Source organism: Novosphingobium sp. BF6 (assembly GCF_058273105.1).
The window spans coordinates 604217-627619 of the sequence record NZ_CM177775.1; the positions used below are offsets into that span (position 1 = coordinate 604217).

18 protein-coding genes are annotated in these 23403 nt (G+C 67.6%); 2 read left to right on the forward strand and 16 right to left on the reverse strand.

The window, feature by feature from the left end:
• Nucleotides 1-7: 7 nt before the first annotated feature.
• From AC4D6D_RS02995 to hisS, 8 genes are all read right to left on the reverse strand, one after another.
• Nucleotides 8-2923 carry a CHAT domain-containing tetratricopeptide repeat protein gene (locus AC4D6D_RS02995; RefSeq protein ID WP_491326436.1) on the reverse strand — a complete coding sequence of 972 codons (2916 nt, stop codon included), beginning with the start codon at nucleotides 2921-2923 and terminating at the stop codon, nucleotides 8-10.
• Between the two features lie 165 nt (nucleotides 2924-3088).
• A complete protein-coding gene (locus tag AC4D6D_RS03000; RefSeq protein WP_491326437.1) occupies nucleotides 3089-3940 on the reverse strand; it encodes a sulfurtransferase in 852 nt (283 codons plus the stop codon).
• Nucleotides 3941-4118: 178 nt separating this feature from the next.
• Nucleotides 4119-5336, reverse strand: coding sequence for a methionine adenosyltransferase (gene metK / locus AC4D6D_RS03005; RefSeq protein ID WP_491326438.1), 1218 nt, complete (start codon nucleotides 5334-5336; stop codon nucleotides 4119-4121).
• Between the two features lie 41 nt (nucleotides 5337-5377).
• A complete protein-coding gene (lnt, locus tag AC4D6D_RS03010) occupies nucleotides 5378-7012 on the reverse strand; it encodes an apolipoprotein N-acyltransferase (protein WP_491327187.1) in 1635 nt (544 codons plus the stop codon).
• 195 nt (nucleotides 7013-7207) lie between these two features.
• A complete protein-coding gene (locus tag AC4D6D_RS03015; protein ID WP_491326439.1) occupies nucleotides 7208-8128 on the reverse strand; it encodes a DUF4167 domain-containing protein in 921 nt (306 codons plus the stop codon).
• A gap of 237 nt (nucleotides 8129-8365) precedes the next feature.
• Nucleotides 8366-9211 carry a peptide chain release factor N(5)-glutamine methyltransferase gene (gene prmC / locus AC4D6D_RS03020; protein WP_491327188.1) on the reverse strand — a complete coding sequence of 282 codons (846 nt, stop codon included), beginning with the start codon at nucleotides 9209-9211 and terminating at the stop codon, nucleotides 8366-8368.
• 90 nt (nucleotides 9212-9301) lie between these two features.
• A complete protein-coding gene (gene prfA, locus AC4D6D_RS03025) occupies nucleotides 9302-10372 on the reverse strand; it encodes a peptide chain release factor 1 (RefSeq protein ID WP_491326440.1) in 1071 nt (356 codons plus the stop codon).
• Entirely contained in the window at nucleotides 10369-11613 is a 1245-nt protein-coding gene (gene hisS, locus AC4D6D_RS03030) for a histidine--tRNA ligase (RefSeq protein ID WP_491326441.1), read from the reverse strand. Before hisS ends, prfA begins: the two co-directional genes overlap by 4 nt.
• A 174-nt stretch (nucleotides 11614-11787) precedes the next feature.
• Here hisS and AC4D6D_RS03035 point away from each other — a divergent pair, with 174 nt between their 5' ends.
• Nucleotides 11788-13731: a M61 family metallopeptidase gene (locus AC4D6D_RS03035; RefSeq protein ID WP_491326442.1), complete on the forward strand. Its 1944-nt coding sequence runs from the start codon at nucleotides 11788-11790 to the stop codon at nucleotides 13729-13731.
• A gap of 234 nt (nucleotides 13732-13965) precedes the next feature.
• A complete protein-coding gene (gene ppa / locus AC4D6D_RS03040; protein WP_147216445.1) occupies nucleotides 13966-14514 on the forward strand; it encodes an inorganic diphosphatase in 549 nt (182 codons plus the stop codon).
• Between the two features lie 68 nt (nucleotides 14515-14582).
• On the opposite strand, the gene AC4D6D_RS03045 is transcribed toward ppa, so the two are convergent.
• The 8 genes from AC4D6D_RS03045 to panC all read right to left on the reverse strand — a co-directional run bounded on the left by AC4D6D_RS03045 (nucleotide 14583) and on the right by panC (nucleotide 23350).
• On the reverse strand, nucleotides 14583-15956 hold the full coding sequence (locus AC4D6D_RS03045; RefSeq protein WP_491326443.1) for a PepSY-associated TM helix domain-containing protein: 1374 nt from the start codon (nucleotides 15954-15956) through the stop codon (nucleotides 14583-14585).
• Nucleotides 15953-18241 carry a TonB-dependent receptor gene (locus AC4D6D_RS03050; RefSeq protein WP_491326444.1) on the reverse strand — a complete coding sequence of 763 codons (2289 nt, stop codon included), beginning with the start codon at nucleotides 18239-18241 and terminating at the stop codon, nucleotides 15953-15955. The genes AC4D6D_RS03045 and AC4D6D_RS03050 overlap by 4 nt, the downstream gene beginning before the upstream one ends.
• A gap of 100 nt (nucleotides 18242-18341) precedes the next feature.
• Nucleotides 18342-18743, reverse strand: coding sequence for a hypothetical protein (locus AC4D6D_RS03055; RefSeq protein WP_491326445.1), 402 nt, complete (start codon nucleotides 18741-18743; stop codon nucleotides 18342-18344).
• Between the two features lie 84 nt (nucleotides 18744-18827).
• Nucleotides 18828-19409, reverse strand: coding sequence for a hypothetical protein (locus AC4D6D_RS03060; RefSeq protein WP_491326446.1), 582 nt, complete (start codon nucleotides 19407-19409; stop codon nucleotides 18828-18830).
• Nucleotides 19406-20785 carry a sensor histidine kinase gene (locus AC4D6D_RS03065; protein WP_491326447.1) on the reverse strand — a complete coding sequence of 460 codons (1380 nt, stop codon included), beginning with the start codon at nucleotides 20783-20785 and terminating at the stop codon, nucleotides 19406-19408. The genes AC4D6D_RS03060 and AC4D6D_RS03065 overlap by 4 nt, the downstream gene beginning before the upstream one ends.
• Nucleotides 20786-20789: 4 nt before the next feature.
• Nucleotides 20790-21476: a response regulator transcription factor gene (locus AC4D6D_RS03070; protein WP_491326448.1), complete on the reverse strand. Its 687-nt coding sequence runs from the start codon at nucleotides 21474-21476 to the stop codon at nucleotides 20790-20792.
• Nucleotides 21477-21550: 74 nt separating this feature from the next.
• On the reverse strand, nucleotides 21551-22336 hold the full coding sequence (locus AC4D6D_RS03075) for a CsgG/HfaB family protein (RefSeq protein ID WP_491326449.1): 786 nt from the start codon (nucleotides 22334-22336) through the stop codon (nucleotides 21551-21553).
• A gap of 156 nt (nucleotides 22337-22492) precedes the next feature.
• Nucleotides 22493-23350: a pantoate--beta-alanine ligase gene (gene panC / locus AC4D6D_RS03080; RefSeq protein WP_491326450.1), complete on the reverse strand. Its 858-nt coding sequence runs from the start codon at nucleotides 23348-23350 to the stop codon at nucleotides 22493-22495.
• Nucleotides 23351-23403: the final 53 nt, after the last annotated feature.

Consider the following 23403-nt stretch of genomic DNA (forward strand, 5'->3'; position numbering starts at 1 on the left):
CGGGCGCTCAGTTCCCTACCAATACGAAGGGCGCCCATGTCGCCGGATGGGCGCCGCCCGGTATCTTCGGGTCGCGCAGGACTTCGGCTTGGGCGCGGCGCAAGGCCTCGGCGCGGCTGGTGCGGCCGTGTGCGGCCTCCACCGTGCGCAAGGTGAGGCGGCTGGCGACGTCGTCGCGCACCGGCCAGTGCGAGAGCAGCAAGGCCCGCGCCCCCGCCGAAACGAAGGCGCGGGCGAGGCCGGAATACGTCGGCGCATTTTCGCTCTCCCCGGCGCTCGTATCGCAGGCGGAGAGGATCACCCAATCGGCATCGAGCTTGAGCTGCGCCACTTCGGAGGCAGTGAGCAGGCCGTCCTCGCCCTCGGTCGCGTCCGCGGGCGGGGTGAGCACCAGCGCAGGCTCGACGAGGTTGCGATAGGCGCCGCCGACAAGGCCGTGGGTGGCGAAGGCGATGACCCCGGCGCGCAAGAGCGGCGCGGCCTTCACGGCGGCTTCGGTCGCCTGCGCGCCCATGTAGAGTTGCCGCTCGCCGGGGACGTTCCTCGCCATGGCCTGCAGCTCACGCTCGGCGCCGGGAAGCGGGGGAAGCTGGGCGGGATCGAATGCTGCAAGCGCATCCGACGGGTTTTCCGCACGTTCCGGCCCCGGCAGGATCGGCGCACCGATCCCGGCAAATCCGTGGGGACGGCTGCGGTGCCTTCCACCCTCGGCAAGCGAGGCGGCACTGACCAGCGTGCTCACGGCATGGCGGCGCACCAGCCAGGCGGTGTCGCGCAAGGCCTGCGGATCGGCGTCGTCGCCTTCCGGCGGCGCCGTCACCAGTGTGCCGAAGGGCAGCGAGGCGAGCATGCCGGAGGTCAGGATCGCAAGATCGCGGCTTCCGCGCAGGGCCTGGGCGATCGGCGCGGGAAACAGCAGCTGATAGAGCCGCCAGGCGGTCCGGCGGTCGAAGGCGGCAGTGCCGTCGGTGAGCACGCCGTCCTCTATCGAGGCGCGCAACTTGCGCTGGAGGTCGGAGAAGCGGCGCGAGGCGATCGGCGTTTCGGAGGCCACGACCTTGTCGCGGGTGACGGCCATGACCACGAGGCCGTCGGCATCCTGCCCATAGAGTACCAGCGCCTGCCCCCGCCCCAGCCTGGCCTGCGCGGCGGCGAGCGTGGAGGGTTCGAAGGCGGTCAGCGAGGCGTAGCCGGGGACCAGCCTGCCGATCCGGTCGTCCAGCGCGCGCAATTGCTGTTCGGCGGCGGCGATGGCCTCGGCCGTTCCTCCCTTGGCCGCCGTTTCGTTGTGGTCGAGGCCCACTTCTCGGTCCTGCCGCTTGCGCAGTTCGCGCAGTTCGGCGCCGGTGGAGAGATAGGCGCGAATCGCGTCGTCGGCGTCCGGGCCGTAGCGGTCGCGGATGGCGTCGACCGAGGTGAAGGCGGTCTGGAGATCGCCCATGCCCGCCATCTGCAAGGCGTCGAAGGCGGTTTCCCGATCACCGGCGGCCATCGCGATCCGGGCTTCGAGGACGAAAGTCACGGCGGCCTGGTCCCGCAGGCGGATCGTGCCGGTGGCGGCAGTGCTGCGGTCCAGCAGATGGGCGCGCAGCCCCGTCATCGCCGGTTTCAGCGATGCCAGCGCGGCGGTGGGATCGCCCCAGCGCGCGTCGATCGCGGCGCGCAGGGCCAGTCCGGAGACGCGGTCGAGGTTGGTCGGCAAGGCGCGGCGGGCATAGGCGGCGTTCACATGGTCGAGCAGGGTCTGAGCGGCGTCGATGTCCCCGGTGGCGACGAGCATCTTGGCAAGGCTGAGTTCGGCGCGCAGCACTTCGGGATCGTCGGGCGAGGAGGCGATGCGCCGGGCCATGGCGAGGGCCTTGCGGTAGAGCGCGAGGGCGCGCTCGGTCTGGCCGTCGTCGCGGACGATGCGGGCGATCTGGCCGAACACGTTGGCGCCGGACATCGGCTGGGCCGAGGGCGGCAGGGCCTCGAAGATCCTGGCGGACTTTTCGTAGAAGGACAGTGCCTCCTCCGAAAAGCCCGCGAGGTCGAGCGCGTAGGCGACGGCATTGAGCGAATAGCCGAGGTCGCGTTCGTCGGGATTGCTCCGGGCCATGCGCAGGTCCAGCGCGCGGCGCAGGATCGGCGTGGCCTGGGCATAGAGCCCGGCATCGTTGAGCGCCGCGCCCAGCGCATTGAGCGCGGCCAGGGTCAGGCGGTGATCCTGGCCGAGGTGCGCGTCGGCCCAGGTCGCGGCAGCGCGGGCGGCCTCCACGGCAGATGTCGAATCGCCCGCCTGGATCTGGAGGGTGCTGAGCGTGATGCCGTAGACGACCGGCGATTCGGTGTTTCGGCCAGTGCGCGTCGCGGCGGTGCGGGCAATTCCGGCGGCCTCGCGGATGCGCGGGATCGCCTCCAGCGGCAGTCCGCGCCGATAGTCGATCAGGGCAAGGCCGTAGAGCGCGGCGGCATATTCGCTGCTGTCCTTCCCGGCGATGCTTTCGCTGAGATCGAGTGCGCGCAGCTTGTAGGCGCGGGCCTCGTCCAGCTTGCCGAGGCTGGAAAGGGCGGAGCCGATGTTGTTGACGATGTCGGCGCGGCGCGGTGTCATCGGCTCGCCCCGCGCGGCCATGTCGGCATCGAACTTGCGGAAGACGACGAGGGCATCCTCGTAGCGGCCCAGCCAGAACAGCGCTTCGCCGCGTGTCGCCTCGACCAGGAGCATATCGCGCGGATCGACTTTGCCGGACTGGCGTGCGCGGGCCAGCGCGGCATCGATCCGGCGCAGGGCGGCCTTCGGGTCGCCGGAGGTATCGTAGTCCGCAAGGGCGCGGATTTCCTGTGCGGGCGCTTCGGGTGCAGGAAGGTCGGCCGCCTGCGCAGCCGTCCCGATTCCCGCCACAAAACCTGCCGTCAGGCAGGCCCAACGCCGCATCTTCATCTGTGCCCCCGGCCGGGCATCGACTCATGGGCGCATCCCGCGTCGAGTCCGGCTACCGGCTATTCAAGCGCAGGATTTGGCGGGTGGGGCAAGCGCCGAATTGTTCTTTCGGATCAATCGCCTCTTTATAGGGGAGTGGCGCCGGGCGAGCGGCAGAAGGGGCGCTCAGCCCGCTCCGGTGGCGACCGGGCGGGCAGGGTCGGCGATCCACTCACTCCACGATCCGGGATAGAGGCGCGGCTGGGGCAGGCCCGCGACCGCCATGGCCAGGGCATTGTGACAGGCCGTCACCCCCGAGCCGCAGGAGAGCACCGCCGGAGCCTCGCCGAGCAGCGCGGTGAAGGCGGCGGCGAGGTCGGCGGCAGGCAGGAAGCGGCCGTCCGGGCCGAGATTGTCGCGGAAGAAGCGGTTGCGCGCGCCGGGGACATGGCCCGCGACCGGGTCGATCGGATTGGGATCGCCACGGAAGCGCGAGGGATCGCGAGCGTCCAGCACTTGCGCTTCACGGCTGTCGATATTGGCGAGAACCTGCCGGGCACTCATCGGCACGGGCACCAGCGTCTCACCGGCGGTAAAGTCGCCGGGGGCGGTGGGGGAGGGATCGCCGGTCTCCATCGGCATGCCTGCTTGGCTCCACGCCTGCTTGCCGCCGTCGAGCACCGCGACCTCTGCGTGCCCGACCCAGCGCAGCAGCCACCAGGCGCGCGCCGCCCAGGCGCCGCCGCTCGAATCGCAGGCGACCACCTGCTGCCCGCGCTTCAGCCCCTGCGCGCGCAGCCAGGCGGCGAAGGCGACTTGCGCGGGAAGCGGATGGCGGCCGTTGGTTCCGTCCGGAGGTCCGGCCAGATCGTCATCGAGATGCGCATAGCGCGCGCCCGGCAGGTGTCCGGCGCGATAGGCCTCGCGTCCCTTGTCCGGTGCGCCCAGTTCGAAGTCGCAGTCGAGGATCAACACTTCCTCTCCGGCGGCGAGGAGGTCGTGAAGCTGGGGCACGGAAATCAGGGTCTGGAATGCCATCGGTCTGCCTTGGAGAATTGCCCGGTGCAGTTACGGAACGGGCGGCCTGCTGTCGATGCTGCCCGTCTCAATTCGCGCCCCGACCGGCGCCCGCAAGCCAGACGGCGGAAACGAAAACGGGCCGGGCTTCCACTGGGGAAACCCGGCCCGCTTCAAGGCCTTCGGCCTGTCCTGAGGATCAGGCCAGTGCGGCCTTCAGGGCATCGGCAAGGTCGGTGCGTTCCCAGGGGAACAGGTCGCCTTCCGGCTTGCGGCCGAAGTGGCCGTAAGCGGCGGTCTTGCCGTAGATCGGCTTGTTGAGGCCGAGACCGGTGCGGATGCCGCGCGGGGTCAGGCCGCCGAGCGTGTCGGCCGCGACCTTGGTGATCGCTTCTTCAAGCGCCGCATCGCTGGCGGTACCGGTGCCGTGGGTGTCGACGTAGAGCGAAAGCGGTTCCGACACGCCGATGGCATAGGCGATCTGGATCGTGCAACGCTTGGCGAGGCCCGCGGCGACGACGTTCTTGGCGAGGTAGCGGGTGACATAGGCGGCCGAGCGGTCGACCTTGGTCGGATCCTTGCCGGAGAAGGCGCCGCCGCCGTGCGGTGCCGCGCCGCCGTAAGTGTCGACGATGATCTTGCGGCCGGTGAGACCGGCATCGCCGTCAGGGCCGCCGATCTCGAACTTGCCGGTCGGGTTGATGTGGAACTTGGTGTTCTCGGTGACGAAGCCGGCGGGCAGGATTTCGCCCACGGCCTTCTTCACGTACTCCTTGAGTTCCGCGTCCTTGGCGCCTTCGTGGTAGCCGGCCTTGTGCTGGGTCGAGACGACCACGGCGGTCGCTTCCACCGGCACGCCGTCCTTGAAGCGCAGGGTCACCTGGCTCTTGGCGTCGGGCTCCAGGAACGGTGCCGCGCCCGAGTGGCGGTCGGCGGCGAGGCGTTCGAGGATCTTGTGGCTGTAGTCCAGCGTGGCGGGCATGAGGTCCGGCGTCTCGTCGCAGGCGAAGCCGAACATGATGCCCTGGTCGCCCGCGCCTTCGTCCTTGTTGCCGGCCGAGTCCACGCCCTGCGCGATGTCGGCGCTCTGCGGGTGCAGGTGGTTCTCGAACAGCAGGTCCTGCCAGTGGAAACCGGCCTGTTCGTAGCCGATGCGCTTCACGGTCTCACGGACGATGTGCTGGATTTCCTCCTGCGCGCCGTCTTCCCAGTGACCGTCCTTGTCGATCATGCCCTTGCCGCGAACTTCGCCGGCAAGAACGACGCGCTGGGTGGTGGTCAGAGTCTCGCAGGCGACGCGGGCTTCCGGGTCCTTCGAGAGGAAGAGATCGACAATGGCGTCGGAAATCTGGTCCGAAACCTTGTCGGGATGGCCTTCCGAGACGCTCTCGGAAGTGAAGACATAGTCATTTCGCATCGTGACACCACATATAAAGAAATCTTTATGTGGGGCATGGTCTAGCGACGACGGCGGCGGAGCGCAATAACGGAAAGCGCAACAATCCAGAAAGCCATGGCAAGCGCCAGCGGCAGCCAGTTTCCGAAAATTGCGAAAGGCGTGGGTTCGTGCGGCGGCGGGATGCGCCCGTCGAGCCGTCCGGCCTGGTGCCAGGGGACATGGGCGCGGACCAGTCCGTCGGCGTCGATCACCGCGCTGATCCCGGTGGTGGTGGAGCGCATGACCGGTAGGCCTTCCTCCATCGCGCGCAGCCGCGCCTGGGCCAGGTGCTGCGGCGGTCCCCAGCGCCCGAACCAGCCGTCGTTGGAAGGATTGAAGATGTAGTCCGGACGGACTCGGGGATCGACGACGTGGCCGCTGAAGATGATCTCGTAACAAATCTGCACGCCGACTTTGCCCCAGCGGCCCATGTCGAAGCTGCGCGGGCCGGGGCCAGGCCAGAAGTCCATCGCGCCGGGCACGAGACGTGTGGCGCCTAGCGGTTCGAGCAGCCAGCGCAGCGCCAGATACTCCCCGTAGGGCACGAGGTGGGCCTTGGAATAGCTCGCCAGCAAGTTGCCGTCGCCGTCGATCATCGAGACCGAATTGCGCGCGGCGACGGCCTCGTCGTCCTTGAGCACCAGATCGACCGCGCCGGTCATGAGCACGGCATAGGGGCCGATCACCCGGCCGATGCGCTCGCGGGCGAGCACCGGATCGCCCGCATAGGTATACATGCGGTAAAGAAATGGCGGATAGCCGTCGCGGATATAGTCGCCGAGGCCTGATTCCGGCCAGAACACCACGCGGGTCTCGCCCGGCGAGCGCGGCAGGGAGAGCTTGGCCAGCTTGACGAAGTTGCCCTCGTAATAGCGCGGATCGTCGATGAATTCCTGCCGGATGTCGGGCTGGACCAGCGTGTAGCGCACCGCGCCTTCGCTGCGCTCGGCCCAGCGGTCGGGCAGGGTCATCAGCGCGGCGAGGGCGGCCAAGGCCGCCACGGCGGGCAGCGGCCAGAGCCAGCGTGCGAAACCGGCGGAAGCACGCGACAGGCGCCAGAACAGGCCGGGCAGGCAGGCGATCAGAACCAGCAGTCCGGAAAGGCCGTAAGTCCCGGTCCAGGGCACGGCCATGGCGAGCCCCCGGCTCTGATATCCGCCAAGCAGCGCGATGCCGAGCGGATTCCAGGCAAAGCCGGTGAAGACCCAGGCGCGCAGCCACTCGCTGACGATCCAGGCCGGTGCGAAAGCGAGGGCGAGGAGGAGGAAAGCGCCGGGTCCCGAGCGTTTCCCCGACCCATCCAGCCGAAGTACGAGCCATGCGCCCAGCGCGGCGAGGCCGGGATAGATCGCGAGATAGAGCGAGAGCAGGAACACCGCGATCATACCCAGCCATGCGGGCATCGAGGCCTGATAGGTGAAAGCGGTCGCGATCCAGTTGTTGCCGAGCGTGAAGTGCCCGAGGCCGAAGCACCAGCCGATCAGGAAGGCGCGCCGCCAGCCGGGGGCACGGAGCACCAGTTCGGTCAGCACGGCCATGCCGATCAGGGTGAGCGGCCAGAGTGCCAGCGGCTGGAATCCGCAGGCCGCGGCGGCGCCTGCGATAATCGCCGCAAGACCGGCCGCAAGGCGCGGGCGCCGTTCGAGAAAGTCCAGTGCGGGTTTCAGAGCCGGGCCTCGTGCCGAAGAAGATCGATGGCGCCGCTATGGAGGGGCAAGGCGGTGCGAGGCAAGCGAAGTTCGCGCGAAAGTGAGGCCGTTCAAACGAAAACGCCCCGCGTCTTGCCTTGTGGCGAGACGCGGGGCGTTTTCATTCGGGATGCCTTGGGGGTTCGCGAACCTCCTCGGAACTTACGAGCCTACGGCTTCCAGCGGGCTTTCGCCGCCTTCGTCGGCCGAAGCGGCCTTGCGGGTGCGGCGGCGGCGCGGCTTTTCCTCGGTCGCCTCGGCTTCGTCGACGGCCTGCTCGACAGGCTTTTCGCCAGCCTTTTCAGCCGTCTTGGCGGCGCGGGTGCGCTTGGCCGGGGCGGCGGCGATCGCCGGGGGCAGGGTGGCCGGATCGAGGTTGGCGGCCGGTTCGGCTTCGGCGGCCGGAGCCTCGTCGCCGGGGCTCTCGCCCTCTTCTTCGTCGCGGCGGCGGCGCGGCTTGCGCTGCTTCAGACCGCGCGAGGCGCGGTTGTCGCGGACGAAGGGATTTTCGGCCGGCTCGTAAACGGTCGACTCGCCTTCGACGGCTGCTTCGTTGCCGGGGGCGGCGGTTTCTTCCTCGACGGCTTCGACGCGCGGTGCACGTTCTTCGCGGCGGAAGTCTTCGCGGCGTTCTTCACGACGGGGAGAATCTTCACGGCGCGAATCTTCACGGCGCGGCTGGCGTTCCTGGCGCTCGGGACGCTCCTGCCGCTCAGGGCGATCCTGGCGCTCAGGGCGTTCCTGACGTTCCGGTGCGGGCGAGTCGAAGTCGCCGTAGTCATCGACCGCGTAGTCGTCGCCGTAGTCGGACGGGCGATCGTCGCGGCGCGGCTGGCGCGCTTCTTCCTGGCGTTGCTTCTGGTCGGCGATGACGCGGAAGTAGTGATCGGCGAACTGGAGGTAATATTCCTCCTGCACGCGGTCACCGTTCAGGTGCGCGTCATGGGCCAGCTTCTTGTACTTCTCCAGCATCTGCGGTGCATTGCCGCGAGCCCTGCTGTCGATTCGGTTGATTTGCTGACCGCCCTGCTGGCGATTGTTACCGCGACCACGCCGACGGTTATTACCACGATTATTATTCAAGGATTATTTCCTCAAAACCCAGGGCATCGGCCTGTTCCTGTCGGGCCGATCTGCCACACGTCACATGATCACGGATCGCCCCCGAGTGCCGTGAACTCCACCGTTTGCCGTGCCGAAGCGCTAAACGCCGCGACGATCTGCAAAGATTGGAGGCGAGCCGCCCACATGGGAAATTCCATCCATGTGCCGGTTCGACGTAATCCTTAGGCATTCCGGGGCGGAATTCCAAGTGAAAACTTACGCAGCTGTTGAAAACTCCAGCACGCGCGGTCGATTGCCGAGATCGCGGTGCAGGCGGCTGGAAAGGCCACATTTCGCGCCGATCGCAGCCACGGCCTCGGCCTGTTCGTGGCCGATCTCCACCAGCGCGACCCCGCCCGGCGCCAGCAGGCCGGGCAATTGCGGCACCAGCACAAGGTAATCGTCCAGCCCCAGTTCGCCCGAATAGAGCGCGCTGGCAGGCTCGTAACCCGCCACCGAGCGGTCGAGCGTCAATGTGGTTTCTACGTAAGGAGGATTGGCCAGAATGAGATCGAAGGGACCGCCCAGCGCTTCGGCCCAGTCGGGGGCGTGCCAGTCGGCCAAGGCCATGCGGGCGCGGCTTGCGAGGCCCAGCGCCTCGGCATTGCCCGCCGCGACGGCGAGGGCGCCGGGGGAACTGTCGATACCGACGCCGGTCGCCTCGGGCAGGGTGGCGAGTACCGCCAGCAGCAGCGCGCCGGAGCCGGTGCCGCAATCGAGCACTCTGCGAGCGCCGGGCCGGGCGGCGAGGGCGGCTTCGACCAGCACTTCGGAATCGCCGCGCGGAATCAGGACATCGGGGCCGACCGCGAAGGGCATTCCGAAGAATTCCTGATGGCCGGTGATATAGGCGACGGGTTCGTGTTCGGCCCGGCGCTCCACCAGCGGGGCGAAGCCGTCCGGCGCGGCGTCGCGCATGCGCGAGAGCAGCATCGACGAGCGCGAGCAGCCCAGCGCATGGGCCATCAGCACTTCGGCATCAAGCCTCGCGGTGTCGCTGGTTGCGGCGAGGTGATCTGCCGCCGCGCGGATCGCTTCGCCGACAGTGAGGGTATGGGGCATCATCCTTCGACAGGCTCAGGATGAGCGGGGAATGGGGCGAAGAGCGAGTTCATCACTTCGAGACCCGCTCGGCCTGAGCGTGCCGAAGGGTCAGGCATCCATCGCGGCGAGGCGCTTGGCCTCGTCCTCGGCGAGCAGGGCATCGACCATTTCGGCAAGGCCGGGGCCTTCGAGGATTTCGGGCAGGCGGTGCAGGGTCAGGTTGATGCGGTGGTCGGTCACGCGCCCTTGCGGGAAATTGTAGGTGCGGATGCGCTCCGAACGGTCGCCGGAGCCGACCATGGCCTTGCGGGCCTCGGCCTCGGCGCCGTGGGCCTCTTCGCGCATCTTCTCGTAGAGACGCGCGCGCAGGACCTGCATGGCCTTGGCCTTGTTCTTGTGCTGGCTGCGCTCGTCCTGGCAGATCACCACGAGATTGCTGGGCAAGTGAGTGATGCGCACTGCCGAATCGGTGGTGTTGACGTGCTGGCCGCCCGCGCCCGAGGCGCGGAAAATGTCGATCTTGAGGTCCTTGTCCTCGATCTGCACATCGACTTCGCTGGGTTCGGGCAGAACCGCGACAGTCGCCGCCGAAGTGTGGATGCGCCCGCCGGATTCGGTGACCGGCACGCGCTGCACGCGGTGGACGCCGCTTTCGAACTTCAGCTTGGCGAAGACCCCCGCGCCGTTGACGTTGGCGACGACTTCCTTGAAGCCGCCGAGGTCGTTGGCGTTGACGGAGATCATCTCCACCCGCCAGCCCTGTTCGGCGGCATAGCGTTCGTACATCCGGTAGAGGTCGGCGGCGAACAGCGCGGCTTCGTCGCCGCCGGTCCCGGCGCGGATTTCCAACATGGCTGGGCGCACGTCCGCCGCGTCGCGCGGCAGCATGGCGATGGCGAGCTGGCGTTCGGCCTCGGGCAGTTCGGCCTTGAGGCGCAGCACTTCCTCCTCGGCCAGCGCCCGCATGTCGGGGTCCGGGTCTTCCAGCGCCTGGAGCATGTCCAGCTCGCCGCGCATCGACACGACTTCGGCGGCGACGCGTGCCACCGGCTCCAGCTCGGCATAGTCGCGGCTGGCGGTGACGAAGGCCTCGCCTTCCAGCGTGCCCGAGGCGAGGCGTGCCTCAAGCTCCGCGAAACGCGCGGCGATCTGCGCCAGACGGGTGTCGGATATGCTCACGGATGGACCGACTGGAGGACCTGCTCGACCGCGAGATATTCGGCGGTCGGTTCGGCCGCGCGCAGGTTCGCCACGGGGGCGCCGTCCTTGGTGCCGAAGGAGACCAGCACTTTGGCACCCATCTTCACGGCCTTGTCGAAGCGCTTGCGCGGCGATCCGGTGGCGACCATTTCGGCGTCGAGGCCCTGGAAACGCAGCGCGGTGATGACCTTCTGGGCATAAGCCAGCGCGGCATCGTCCTCTACCGCGAGAACCACGGTCAGCGGTTCTTCGGCGAGCGTCCCGGCATCGGCGACGAGCATCGACAGGCGCTCGATCCCCGCTGCCCAGCCCACGGCCGGGGTTGCTAGGCCGCCGAGGCTTTCCATCAGCCCGTCATAACGGCCGCCGCCGAGCACGGTGCCCTGCGCGCCGAGGCGGGTGGTGACGAATTCGAAGGCGGTGTGGCGGTAGTAGTCCAGCCCGCGCACCAGCGAGGGCGCGCGTTCGTAGGCGACTCCGGCGGCATCGAGGCCCGCCGTCACTGCCGCGAAGAAGTCCTGCGCTTCGGCCGAGAGGAAAGCGTCGATCTTCGGGGCATCGCCGACGAAGACCTTGTCGCGCGGGTCCTTCGAATCGAGGATGCGCAGCGGATTGCGCTCAAGGCGGTCCTGCGAATCTTCCGAAAGCTCGGCCTTGTGGCTGCGGAAGTATTCGATCAGCGCGGCGCGCCAGGCGTCGCGGCTCTCGGCATCGCCCAGCGTGTTGAGCTGGAGCGTCACGCCGTCCGCAATGCCCAGTTCCTTGAGCAGTTGGTCGGCCATGACCAGCAGTTCCACGTCCGCCAGCGGCTCGGGCGAGCCGATCAGCTCGGCGTCGATCTGGTGGAACTGGCGATAGCGGCCCTTCTGCGGGCGCTCGTAGCGGAACAGCGGGCCGTGCGTCGCCACCTTGAGCGGGGCGAACTGCTTCCAGCCGTCGGTCAGGTAGGCGCGGGCGAGGCCGGCGGTGAATTCGGGGCGCAGGGTCAGCGATTCGCCGCCGCGATCCTCGAACGAGTACATTTCCTTGGAGACCACGTCGGTCGTCTCGCCGATCGAGCGCGAGAAAACTTCGGTCTTCTCGAAGACCGGCATTTCCACGCGGCGGAAGCGGTAGAGCTTGCGGACGCGCTCGAAAGTCTCGACGACGTGCGCGAAAGCCTCGGCGTCCGTGCCGAAGATGTCCTGGGTTCCGCGAATGGCCTGTGGTGTGGTGCTCATGACGCGCGCGCTTAGCCCGATTGCGGCGGCGGGGAAAGTGGCTGTGGACCGGGCGCGAGGCGGGAGGGATGAAAATCGGAAGGCGCTTCCCGAATTGCGGCGATCCGTGGTCCCTTGGTGTCGAAGCGAATTGGATGGTTGCCAAACGGGACAACTGTCGCAAAGAATGACGTAATGAAATATCGTTCCGCGGTCGTCACGCTCCTCGCCCTTCTCTCTGTCTCAGCCCCGGCCCTCGCGCAGGATTCCGCCCAGCGGAGCCGTCCCATGGCACCTGCGCTGCCCGCGCCGCTGCCCGCCGCGCAGGACAAGGCCTATCCCGGCACCGTCTCGCTCGACATCGATGCCAGCGACGTCGTGCACGGCGTCTACCGCGTCAGCCAGCAGTTCCCGATTGCGGCCGGAACCGACAAGCTGACGCTCGTCCAGCCGAGCTGGCTGCCGGGCAACCACTCGCCCACCGGCCCGGCGGCGCTGCTCGCGCAGATCCACTTCTTTGCCGACGGCAAAGAGATCAAGTGGCAGCGCGACACCGTGGCGGTGAACGCCTTCCACCTCGATCTTCCCGCCGGAACGCAGGTCGTCACCGCGAAGTTCATCCACACGTCCCCGGTGCAGGCCAAGGAAGGCCGCATCACGATGACGCAGGAAATGCTCAACCTCCAGTGGGAGAAGATGAGCCTCTATCCTTCGGGCTACTACACGCGCGGCATTACGGTGAAGCCGACCGTGAAGTTCCCGGCGGGCTGGACCGTCTACACCGCGCTCGACGGCAAGAGCCAGCAGGGCGACACCGTGACCTGGACGCCGACCGACTACGAGCGTCTGGTTGACGAGCCGATCTTCGCGGGCAAATATGCCCAGCGCTGGGACCTCGGCCAGGGCGTCAGCATGGACGTGGTGGCGGACGAGGCCAAGCTGCTCGGCATCAAGCCCGAGAACATGAAGACCTACCGGAATCTCGTGTCGGAAGCGCTGCTGACGTTCGGCGCGCGCCACTTCGACCACTACGACTTCCTGCTGGCGCTGACCGACCGCATGGGCGGCATCGGCCTCGAACATCACCGTTCGAGCGAGAACCAGATGGAACCCAAGGTCTGGACCGAGTGGGACAAGATGGATTGGGATCGCAACGTGATCCCGCACGAATTCGTCCATAGCTGGAACGGCAAGTACCGCCGCCCGGCCGATCTCTGGACGCCGGACTACCAGCAGCCGATGCAGAACACGCTGCTCTGGGTCTACGAGGGCCAGACCCAGTTCTGGGGCTACATTCTCGCCGCGCGTTCGGGCGTGCAGACCAAGCAGACCATCCTCGACACGCTGGCGGGCGCCGTCGCGCGCTATTCGGAAGCGACGCCGGGTCGCGGCTGGCGCTCGGTGGAGGACACCACTTTCGCACCGGTGCTCAACATGCGCCGTCCGCTGCCCTACACGTCCGTCACCCGCACCGAGGACTACTATGTCGAAGGCGCGCTGACCTGGCTGGAGGCGGACCAGATCATCCGCCAGGGCACCGGCGGCAAGAAGGGGCTCGACGATTTCGCCAAGGCCTTCTTCGGCGTGCGCGACGGCGACTGGGGTGAGCTGACCTACGACTTCGACGAAGTGGCGAAAGTGCTGAACGGCGTCTATCCCTACGACTGGGCCGGCTTCCTCAGGACCCGCATCTACGAGACCAACCAGCCCGCCCCGACCAAGGGTGTGGAAATGGCCGGCTACAAGCTGGTCTGGAAGGACACCCAGAACGGTTACGAGAAGGGCGTCTCGGATTCGCGCAAGTCGCTCGACCTTACCTATTCGCTGGGCGTGACGCTGGACAACGACGGCACGGTGACGGCTGCCGTGTTCGACGGCCTCGGCTACAATGCCGGTCTCGTCAGCGGCGTGAAGGTCGTGGCGGTGAACGGCACGGCCTATAGCGGCGAAGTCATCAAGGACGCGATCACCGCGGCGAAGTCGGCCAAGACGCCGATCTCGGTGCTGGTCAAGCGCGGCGACGCCTTCAGCACCGTGGCGCTCGACTATCACGGCGGGTTGCGCTTCCCCTGGCTGGAAAGCACGACGCCGGGCCGCGTCAACGGTCTCGATCGCCTGCTGGCACCGCGTAGCCGGTAAGCGGGGGCCGCTTCGGCGGCACGGCTCAGGGGAATGGCCCGGAGGCGGATTCTGTCCGTTTCCGGGCTTTTTCCTTTTTCTCTTCGGTATTTCGTCGATCGCAGCAGCGTATGCGTCGCAAACTGCCGACATCTACCCCGACAAGGCAGTTGCGATGCATAACTTGCAAGGCTAAGCCCCCCGGTCAAAGATGAACCGGCACGAGAGTTCCGTGCCTGTAATGTAAGGACCAACATGCGCATCGACATGATTCCTGTCGGCAAGAACCCGCCGGAAAGCCTGAACGTCATCATCGAGGTTCCCGTCGGTGGCGAGCCCGTGAAGTACGAGTTCGACAAGGACTCCGGCGCGCTGTTCGTCGATCGTATCCTGCACACGCCGATGCGTTACCCTGCGAACTACGGTTTCGTGCCGCACACGCTTTCGCCCGACGGCGATCCGCTTGATGCGCTGGTCGTCGCCCGCTCGCCCTTCGTGCCCGGTTCGGTCGTGCGCGTGCGCCCGATCGCGGTGCTAAACCTGGAAGACGAGCACGGCGGTGACGAGAAGCTTGTCTGCGTGCCCGACGACGCGACTTTCCCGTACTATTCGGACGTGCAGGAAAAGGGCGACCTTCCGGGCATCGTGTTCAGCCAGATCGAACACTTCTTCACGCACTACAAGGACCTTGAGGCCGAGAAGTGGGTGCGCGTCGGCACCTGGGGCGGCGCCGAGGAAGCCCGCCAGATCGTGATCGAGGCGATCGAGCGCTATGAGGCCGAAGGCAAGAAGGTCGAGGCCTGATCCAGAGTCAGTTTTCCACCCCCATGTGGAACGAAGGGCCGGCGGTGCGAACCGTCGGCCCTTTATGTTTATACCCGCCAGCCCATCCACGGGCCGAGGCGCGGCGCCAACCGCTTCAGGCTCCCTTCCACCACGACCGCCAGAGCCAGCGACAGCCCGAACAGCGGCATCGCCAGCGCCAGCGCGACGACGAGCGCGACCGGCGGCCAGCTATGCCGGAGCGGTGCGAACGAGACGGGAGCGCCAAGCACTTTTGCAGGACGCCTGCGCCACCACAGCACCACACTCGACAGGCAGAGAGTCACGAGGCCGAGCAGCACCGCGAGGTTCGCAAGCTGGTTGGCGAGGCCCCACCAGGCGCCCTCATGGATAGCGACGCCGTAGCCCACCGCGCGGTCGATCCAGTGCCGCTGGGCGAAGCGCTGCACACCTACGAGACTACCATCGGCCGAAATCTCGGCACTGTCGCGGTTGGGGCGGTTCTCGGCCTGGCTGCGCACCTGCCATGGCATTCCTGCCATGGTCGGCGGGCTGACTTCCACCGGCGCGGCAAAGTGCAGGCGCGTTGCGCCTGCCACTACGGCGTCGAGTGCGGGCGGGGGAGCGGCCATGGCCATGACCATGCCGCCATGCTGGGCATGTTCCCCCATCATCGCCCGCATCCCGGCATCGGCCATGGCGCGGTCATGGGCCTCGGTGGCGGAACCGGCGGACCAGTCCTGCGGTCCTTCCAGCGTGCCGGTGACGGCGCGGACCTCGCGGAAATAGTCGCCCCAGACTTTGGCCCAGGGCAGGCCGGACAGGATCAGAAACAGCGCGCCCAGCGAAACCCACAGCCCGGTCACGGCATGGATATCCCGCCAGAACGTCGCGCGGCCCCGGCGCAGGCGCGGATAGAGCACGCCTGCCAGCTTTCCTCCACTCTGGCGCGGCCACCAGAGGAACAGCCCGCTAAGCAACATGACGATCGTCCAGCAAGCTGCCGTCTCCACCAGCGCCGAACCGCGATCGCCCGCGAGCAGTTCGCCGTGCAGCCGGAACACCACGCGCATCAGCCGGTCCTGTTCCGCGACCTTGTAAAGCACTTGCCCGGTCTGCGGATGGACCCAGACCCGCACGTCGTCCGCGCCCTTGCCGACCAGCACCTGCACGGCGTCGCCGGGGGCCTCGGGCAGGACGTATTTGTGGAGCATGGCGCCCGGCACCGCCGCCACGGCGCGCGCGGCGATCGTCTCCGGGGCGAGCAGGGGCGCGGCGCCGCTCGCGACATCGCGGTAGGGGGCATAGAGCAGCCCCTCGATCTGCGGTTTGAACAGGTAGATCCCGCCAGTCAGCGACAGCCAGACGACGAACGGCAGGCAGAACAGCCCGGCATAGAAATGCCAGCGCCAGACGGCACGATACCAGCGTTCGGTGCGCGGTTTCAGGGCGATCGTCGTCACAGCTTCCACCCCGCTTCCACCAGGAAGCTGCGCTGCGGATAGGGGTGGTAGACCCAGGCCCGGTCGTTGGTGAGATTGTCCACCCCCGCGCTGAGGCGAAGCCGGTCGGTCACGTCCCAGCTCACTCTGGCGTCGAGCGCGAAGAGTTCGGACGTGTAGCCGTAAGTGTCGCCGCGCTGGAGACCGAAGAGGTCGGTGTTCGGACGGCTGGCATAGCGCAGGCCCAGCGAGACCAGCACCGGCGCACTCACCCGGTAGCGGAGATTACCGTTGAGCCGCCAGCGCGGGATGCGGGGGAACTGCACGCCTTCGGCAGCGGGGGCGCTGTCGTTGCGCAAGGTCTTCGAATCGATCCAGGCTGCGTTGGCGTCGAGATCGAGGCCGGGAATCAGCACGTCGCGGGCTTCGGCAATCAACTCGAAGCCGTACTGGCGCGTCAGGTCGATGTTCTTGAAAGCGGAAGTGGTCACGCCGTTCCGGTTGAAGCCGGTGAAGGCGAAGATCGTGTCATGCACCCGCTGCCAGAAGGCGGAAGTCGTCAGCTTCACTTTGCCGAACTGCCGGGCGAGCACGAGGTTGGCGTCGGTGGAGCGTTCGGGCTTCAGGTTCGGATCGAAGCTTTGCGGATCGAACCGGCCGTTACCGTCGAGGCTGCCCTGGAACAGTTCCCCAACCGTGGGAAAGCGCGTCGCTTTGGCGAGGCTGAGCTGGAGTCGGGTATCCGCATCGATGGTCCATTCCGCCGAGGCCTTGGGCTGGAAGGCGCTGGCATGGCGGCTGGCGTAACGGTTGGTGACGGCAAGCCCTGCGGTGCCGACGCGGCCGAGGCCGCCGTCGAAGGCGCGCCAATCCTCGAAGCGGCCGCCCAGCGTGAAAGTCACGGCCTCGACCGGCACCCGCAGTTCCGCCCAGGCGGCGAGGTTGCGGGTCTTGCCGAAAGTGCGGGTGGAGAAGGCGCGGCCCGCATCGCGGCGCCAGTTCGTCAGGGTGTAAGTGATGAGGTCGGTGCGGTAGAGACTGGCGCTCGCCCCGCCCGCCAGTTCGGCGCCGCCGAGCCGGGCCGTCAGCGCGAGATTGCCGGTGTACCACGCGGTCGGTCCCTGCCGCGCAAGGGTTCCGGCGCCGTCTGCCGCCCCGGCGTTATAGCCTTTCGAGGTGAAGGCGTCGGAGCGCAGGATCTGGTAGGTCGAAAGATCGGCGGTGGCCGTCACCGCGTCCGAAAGCGGGGCGGAGAGCTTGATACCGCCCAGGAGTTCGTCGCGGATCGTGCGCGACCAGTTGGCGCCGCTGGCGGTATAACCCTGCCCGCCGATCGAGACGGGGCCGTCGCAGACCGTCTGTCCGGCAGTGTTTCGCAAGTAGCAGTCCGGCGCGGTCTGGCTGTCGAGATTGTGCCAGTAGGCCATGAGCACTTCGCCGGTCACGCCCGAGGCACCGTCGTAGCCGAGCCGCAGTTTTGCCTGGTCCTGCGTTATCATGGCGGGACTCTGGGCGGCGAAGATCGGGTTGCTCGCGGTGCCGGGGGCATTCGCCATATGCTGGCCGGGATCGACGACCGCGCCGCTCACTACCGTACCGCCGCTCGCGGTGCCGGGGGCGAGGCCGTAAAACATCTGCGGATGGCCCTCGTTGCGGAAATGGCGGCCGGACAGGCGGAGCGACCAGGGGCCGTCTTTCTGCCGGAAGCCCATGCCCGCCTCGGCGGCATAGCCCCAGTAGCTGTCGTGGGTGCCGTACTGGTCGTAAGGCTGGCTCATGCCCTGGACGGTGACGAAAGCCTCGGTCTTCTCCGGCGAGCGGGTGGTGATGTTGACCACGCCGCCCATCGAATTGCCCGCGTAGCGCGCGGAATAGGGGCCGTAGACCACGTCGAACTGCGCGACTTCGCCGGGGCTGATAACGCCCCATTTCGGCGCATAGGCGAAGGAGTTGCCGAGAAAATTGGACACCGTGAAGCCGTCCACCATGACCAGCGTGCGGGCGCTCTGGGTGGAATGGGTGCCGCGGAAGCCGGGGACGCCGTTGGAATCGCCCGCATAACGGGTCCGCACGAAGAAGTCGGGGGCGTACTTCATCAGGTCCTCGACGTTGCGGGCATTCACGCCCGCGAACTGTTCGTCGCCGAGGCTGACGGAAAGGCCCCGCGCGTCGAGGCTGATCGGCGCCTTGCGCTGGCCGACGACGAGTATGGAAGCATCGGAGGCCGTGTCGGCCTCCTCGGCCAGAGCCGCTGCCGGAAGCAGGGCAAGCGGCGCCGCGCCGAGCGCGAGCAGGAATCGGTACATGGGAAATAGTCACCTGATCGGCACGCGGCGCCGACGGGCGGCCTGCGTGCTGGAATCACGAAGTGCCGCAGGTTTGGGAACCGGCGGCTTGGCGTGGGGATCAGGCGGGGAGGGGCGGCCCTCTCAGCGGCGGTCGGACTTGCGCGCGAAGCGGGCGGAGCGCCAGCGGGCGATAGCGGATCGCGGCGACGAAGACGAAGAGCAGCGCAGCCGCCAGCAGCACCGGCAACTCGGCATCGAGCGCGGCGGCGGAATGCGAGGAGAAGGCGCAAGGGTGGTCGGCGGTGGCCGAGGCGTCCGGATGGCCGCCCTTGCGCTCGATATGGATCAGCACCTTGGACCCTGCGGGCGCGGAGCCGGAGCAGAGTTCCACCGTCAGTGTGCCGCCGTGGGCGGAAGGCATGTAGCCGGTGGGCACGAAGGCTTTCAGGCACAGGGCGGCGGCCAGCAGCCATGCCGCAAGGCCGGGATGCGCCCGGAAGAAGTGCCTGAGAGTGCCCACGCCTTGCGGTCTAACCGGAAAGCGTGCGGCCGTCATCGGGAGAAATTGTCCCAGCCCCGCTGGATCCACATTCCGGGGCGGCGATCAGTCCACCACGAGGAAGTAGTTGGCCTGGCTCTGCCCGCCGTTGCGCACTTCGATCAGGTAGCGCTGGGTGAAGATCGGTACCCAGCGGCAGGCGCGGCGCTGGGCGTCGGCCACGCAGACCGGCTTGTGCGCGGCATCGATCACCCGCAGGCTGAGCGGCTCGCCGCCGACCGTGGAGAGGGCGATGCTGGCCTTGCGACCGGAAAGGAAGACCTGCTGGAACGTGTCGCTCTGGCCCGCGCGGATTTGGCCCGAACGGTAGCCGGGGCCAAGCGGGCTGCCGCGCAGGACCGCGCCGGTGGCGCCGGGAATCAGGGCGCGCCAGCCGGGAACCGGGTCGGTGCCGGTCCAGCCTGCCATCGGCCGCGCGCCGGAGCGCTCGATCACGCGCAGGGCATCGGCCAGCGCAGTGCTGTCGGAAGTTCGTTCCGCCTTTTCGGCAGTGGTGAGGGCCATGGCCACGCGCTCATCACGGGTTGCATCACGGCTGCTTTCCTGATCCACCGCCGAAAGGGCAGGACCCGCCGCGAGAAGAGCCGCGCCGCTCAGGGCAGAAAGAACGGTCTTGGCCGCGATCATGGTTTCGACTCCGGAACGATCGTGAAACAGGCGCCCTTTTCGGAGGGTACGAGCGCAATTTCAAGGTGATGCCGTTCGGCGATGGCGCGGCAGAGGGCAAGGCCCAGTCCTGCCCCTTGTTGCCCTGCACCGCTCTGGCCGTTCCGACTGTCCTGATTGCCGCCGCGGCTGAACTTGTCGAAGATCGTCTCGCGGTCTTCCTCGGGCACGCCCGGGCCATCGTCGCAGACGGTCAGGCGCGGCCCTTTTTCCAGTTCCAGCCGGACGGTGCCGCCGGGCTGGACGAACTTGAAGGCATTGTCGAGCAAATTGGTGACGAGCCGGGTCAGCTGCATTTCCTCGCCCTCGATGATGACGCCGGGGGTGATCGCGAGTTCGAACGTATGGCCCGATTCCTCGGCGCTGTCGGCATAGAGTTCGCCCAGCCGCTCGGCCAGCAGGCTGAGGTTCACCGGGACGAGGCCGTGACGGTCACCGCGCCGGGCCTGGCTGGCGGCAATGTCGAGCAGCGATTCGAGCATGCGGATGATCCCGCGAATCTCCAGCCGGGCATCAACGATGCGCGCGGCGGTCTCGCCGTCGGGCGTCGCCGCCAGCGCCTTCATCAGCCGGTTGTCGAGATGCATGAGCGGGGTGCGCATCTCGTGCGCCACCTGGTCGGTGGTCTCGCGCTGGGCGCTGGCGAGGCGACGCAGGCGCGAGAGGGCCTCGCCGGAATGGCGGGTCAGTTCGTCGATCTCGTCGCGGTCCTTCGAATCGCGGGCGAGTTGGGCGAGGGCGGCATCGTCGGGATGGCGGAAGGCGGCGTTGATGCGCCCGATGCGTCCGGCAAGACGGCGGGCGGCGAGCAGGCCCGCCAGCGCGACCGCGCCCACCGCGAGCAGGCCGCCCGCCAGGAACGTCAGTGCCACCTGTCGCAGCAGCAGGCCGAGATCGCGATATTCGTGGGCCACCAGCAGGCGCAGATCGGGACCGAGCTGGGTGGATCGCGCCAGCGCGCGGTGCCCGTCGGGAAGCAGGACCTCGCCGGCCTCGGAAACGCCCGCATGGAGGCCGGGCCAGGTCCGCAGGTCCCCGGCCAGCGGTGCCCCCTTGGCATCGGCCAGCAGGTAATGCGCCGGATTGGCGTCGCGCGGCTGGAGCGCCAGGCGGTCGTTGATGCGGTTGGACAGTTCCACCGCGCCGCCGCTGGCAAAGATGTCGACCATGCCCGCGAGGTCGACGTCCACTGCGCGTTCCAGCGCAAGGCGGTTGGTGCGCTGGATCGTCGCGTCGGTCAGCAGCCAGAGGCCGAAGGTGATGAGCGCCGCGATCAGGATCGCCGAGACCACGATCTGCGCGAAGATCGACCTGTGAATCTCGATGCGGCGCGTCATGGTCCTAGCGCCCGTCGAGCAGGCGGTAGCCCGACCCCCAGATCGTTTCCAGCGCGGGGGAATCGAAACCGTCTTCCAGCTTGCGGCGCAGGCGACCGATATTTACGTCGACCACGTTGGTCTGGGGATCGAAGTTCATCTTCCAGACGTCGCGCAGCAGCATCTCGCGGGTGAGGATTTCTCCGGCATTTTCCATGAAGTAGCGGAAAAGCTCGAATTCCTTGGGGCTCAGCGCGAGGTGGCGGTTGTTGCGGAAGGCCGTGCGCGCCTTCACGTGGCACTCGAAGGCGCCGTAGAGGATCACCGCGCTGTGCTCGCGGCCGGAGGCACGGCGGTGCAGGGCGCGTAGCCGGGCCAGCAGTTCGGGTGCCTCGAAGGGCTTGGCGAGATAGTCGTCGGCCCCGGCGTCGAGGCCCTCGGCGCGGTCGCTGGTGCGGCCGAGCGCGGAGAGCATCAGCACCGGCGTGCCGATCCCGCTTTCGCGCAGGCGCGAAAGAATTGTCAGCCCGTCGAGATCGGGCAGCATGCGGTCGAGGATGATGACGTCAAAGTTCTCGACCCCCGCCAGTCGCAGGCCTTCCTGGCCGCTGCCCGCCCAGACGAGCGGAATGTCCGACTGCTGCGCCAGTTCCTGTACCTGGGAGGCGGCGCGGGAGTCGTCTTCGATGTAGAGGGTTTTGGGGCCGCTCATGGCTCGGTTCGCTGGTGCGGGATCGCCGCCGGAACCTTGTCCGGACGGCGATCGCGCGCAGTCTTGCCGTTCGATCAGCGGGCCGAGGCGTTGGTGGCCTGCGGCGCGGCGGCCGAGGCATCCTCGGGCAGGCCGCCGAGCTGTGTGATCAGCTTGGTATAGGCATCGAGATAGGCCAGCACGATGATCTGGCCGATCTGGGTGTTCTGGTAGCCCCCGCCCGCGGCACCGCCGAAGGTGCCGCCGAAGAAGCCGCCGCCGCCGCCGCCGAAGCTGACGTCCGACTTGCGGGCATAGCCCTCGGTCAGCGCTTCCTCGACCGTGGTGCGGGCGTTGACGACGGAGAGCGTGACGTTGGCCTCGCCCTTCTTGACGTTGAGGCCGCCGGCGATCGCGCCGACACCCCGGCCGAACAGGCCGCCGACGCCGCCGAGCACGGCGCCGAGGCCGCCGCCGCCGGAATTGTTGTTGGTGGAAACGATGTCGGGCTGGAGGAAGTAGTCCGCTGCCTTGATCTGGCCCTTGCCGATGTTCGAGCCCTTCTGAAGCTCACCCTGTTCGGCCAGCGCGCGTTCCATGGCGCTGTTCTGGAGCGAGCGGCCACGGTTCACCAGCGTGAAGCAGCCGGACTTCTGCACGAAGACGCGCAGGATCGCCTCGGGGCTGCCCAGGCTGAGTTCGCGCCACCACTGGGTGTCCGGCTCGACGATGGACACGGTACCAAGGTTCTTGCGGCACACCGGAATCTGCTGGGTGCCCTTGTCCTGGATCTTGCGGGCGGACGACTTGTCTTCGGCGAATGCCGAAGGCGCCGTGGCCATGACGGCAAGCGCGGTCAGCGCGCAGGCGATCTTCTTCATGATGACTTCCCTCTGTTGAACCGGGGCTCTGTTGCAACAAGCATGAGGTGTCCCGGCCTTCCCAACCCCCGGCGACTTTAGGCCCGAAATCGCTTCGGGCAAATGACTATTGCTGTGAGATTTCACCCCGGTAAATTCACTACCGGAAGCTGGCCTCTACTTTGGCGCGACCGGCATATTGTCGATCAGGCGTGTGGTCCCGATCCGCGCGGCGACCAGCAGGCGCATCGGCGCTTCGCCGCGCTCGTCCAGCAGGGTCAAGGCATCGGCATCGCGCAGTTCGGCATAGTCCACCGAGGTGAAGCCGCCGTCCAGCAGAGCAGAGTCGAGGCCAGCAAGCGCGGTTGCGACCGGCTCGCCGTTTTCGATCGCAGCGATGGCCGCTTTCATCGCCGTGGGCAGGGTCACGGCCTGAACGCGTTGCTCCTGCGTGAGGTAGGCATTGCGCGAGGACTTGGCGAGGCCGTCTTCCTCGCGCACGGTCGTCACGCCGAGCACGGCATCGACATGGGGGCGGGTCAGGTCGAGATCGCGGGTCATGCGGCGGATGACGGCGAGTTGCTGCCAGTCCTTCTCGCCGAACAGCGCCACGTCCGGCAGGACCTGATGGAACAGCTTGCAGACCACGGTGGCGACGCCGTCGAAATGGCCGGGGCGCGAGGCGCCGCAGAGGCCGTCGCTGACGCCCGAGACCGAAATATTGCTGGCGAAGCCCTGCGGATACATCGCCTCGACCGTGGGCGCCCAGAGCAGCGCCACGCCTTCCGCCTCCAGCAGCGCACTGTCGCGTTCGAGCTGGCGCGGATACTTGTCGAGATCCTCGTTCGCGCCGAACTGGAGCGGGTTCACGAAGATCGAGACGACGACGTGATCGGCGCGCTTCCTGGCTTCGCGCACGAGTGTCAGATGGCCTTCATGGAGCGCGCCCATCGTGGGCACGAGGGCGATCTTTCCCGATACCCGCAGCCCGGCAACGGCACGGCGCAGTGGATCAAGGCTGTGGAGGGTTTGCATTGGGTGTCCCTGCTCCGATAGGATGCACTTGACCGGTGGTCGCGGCTGCCCTT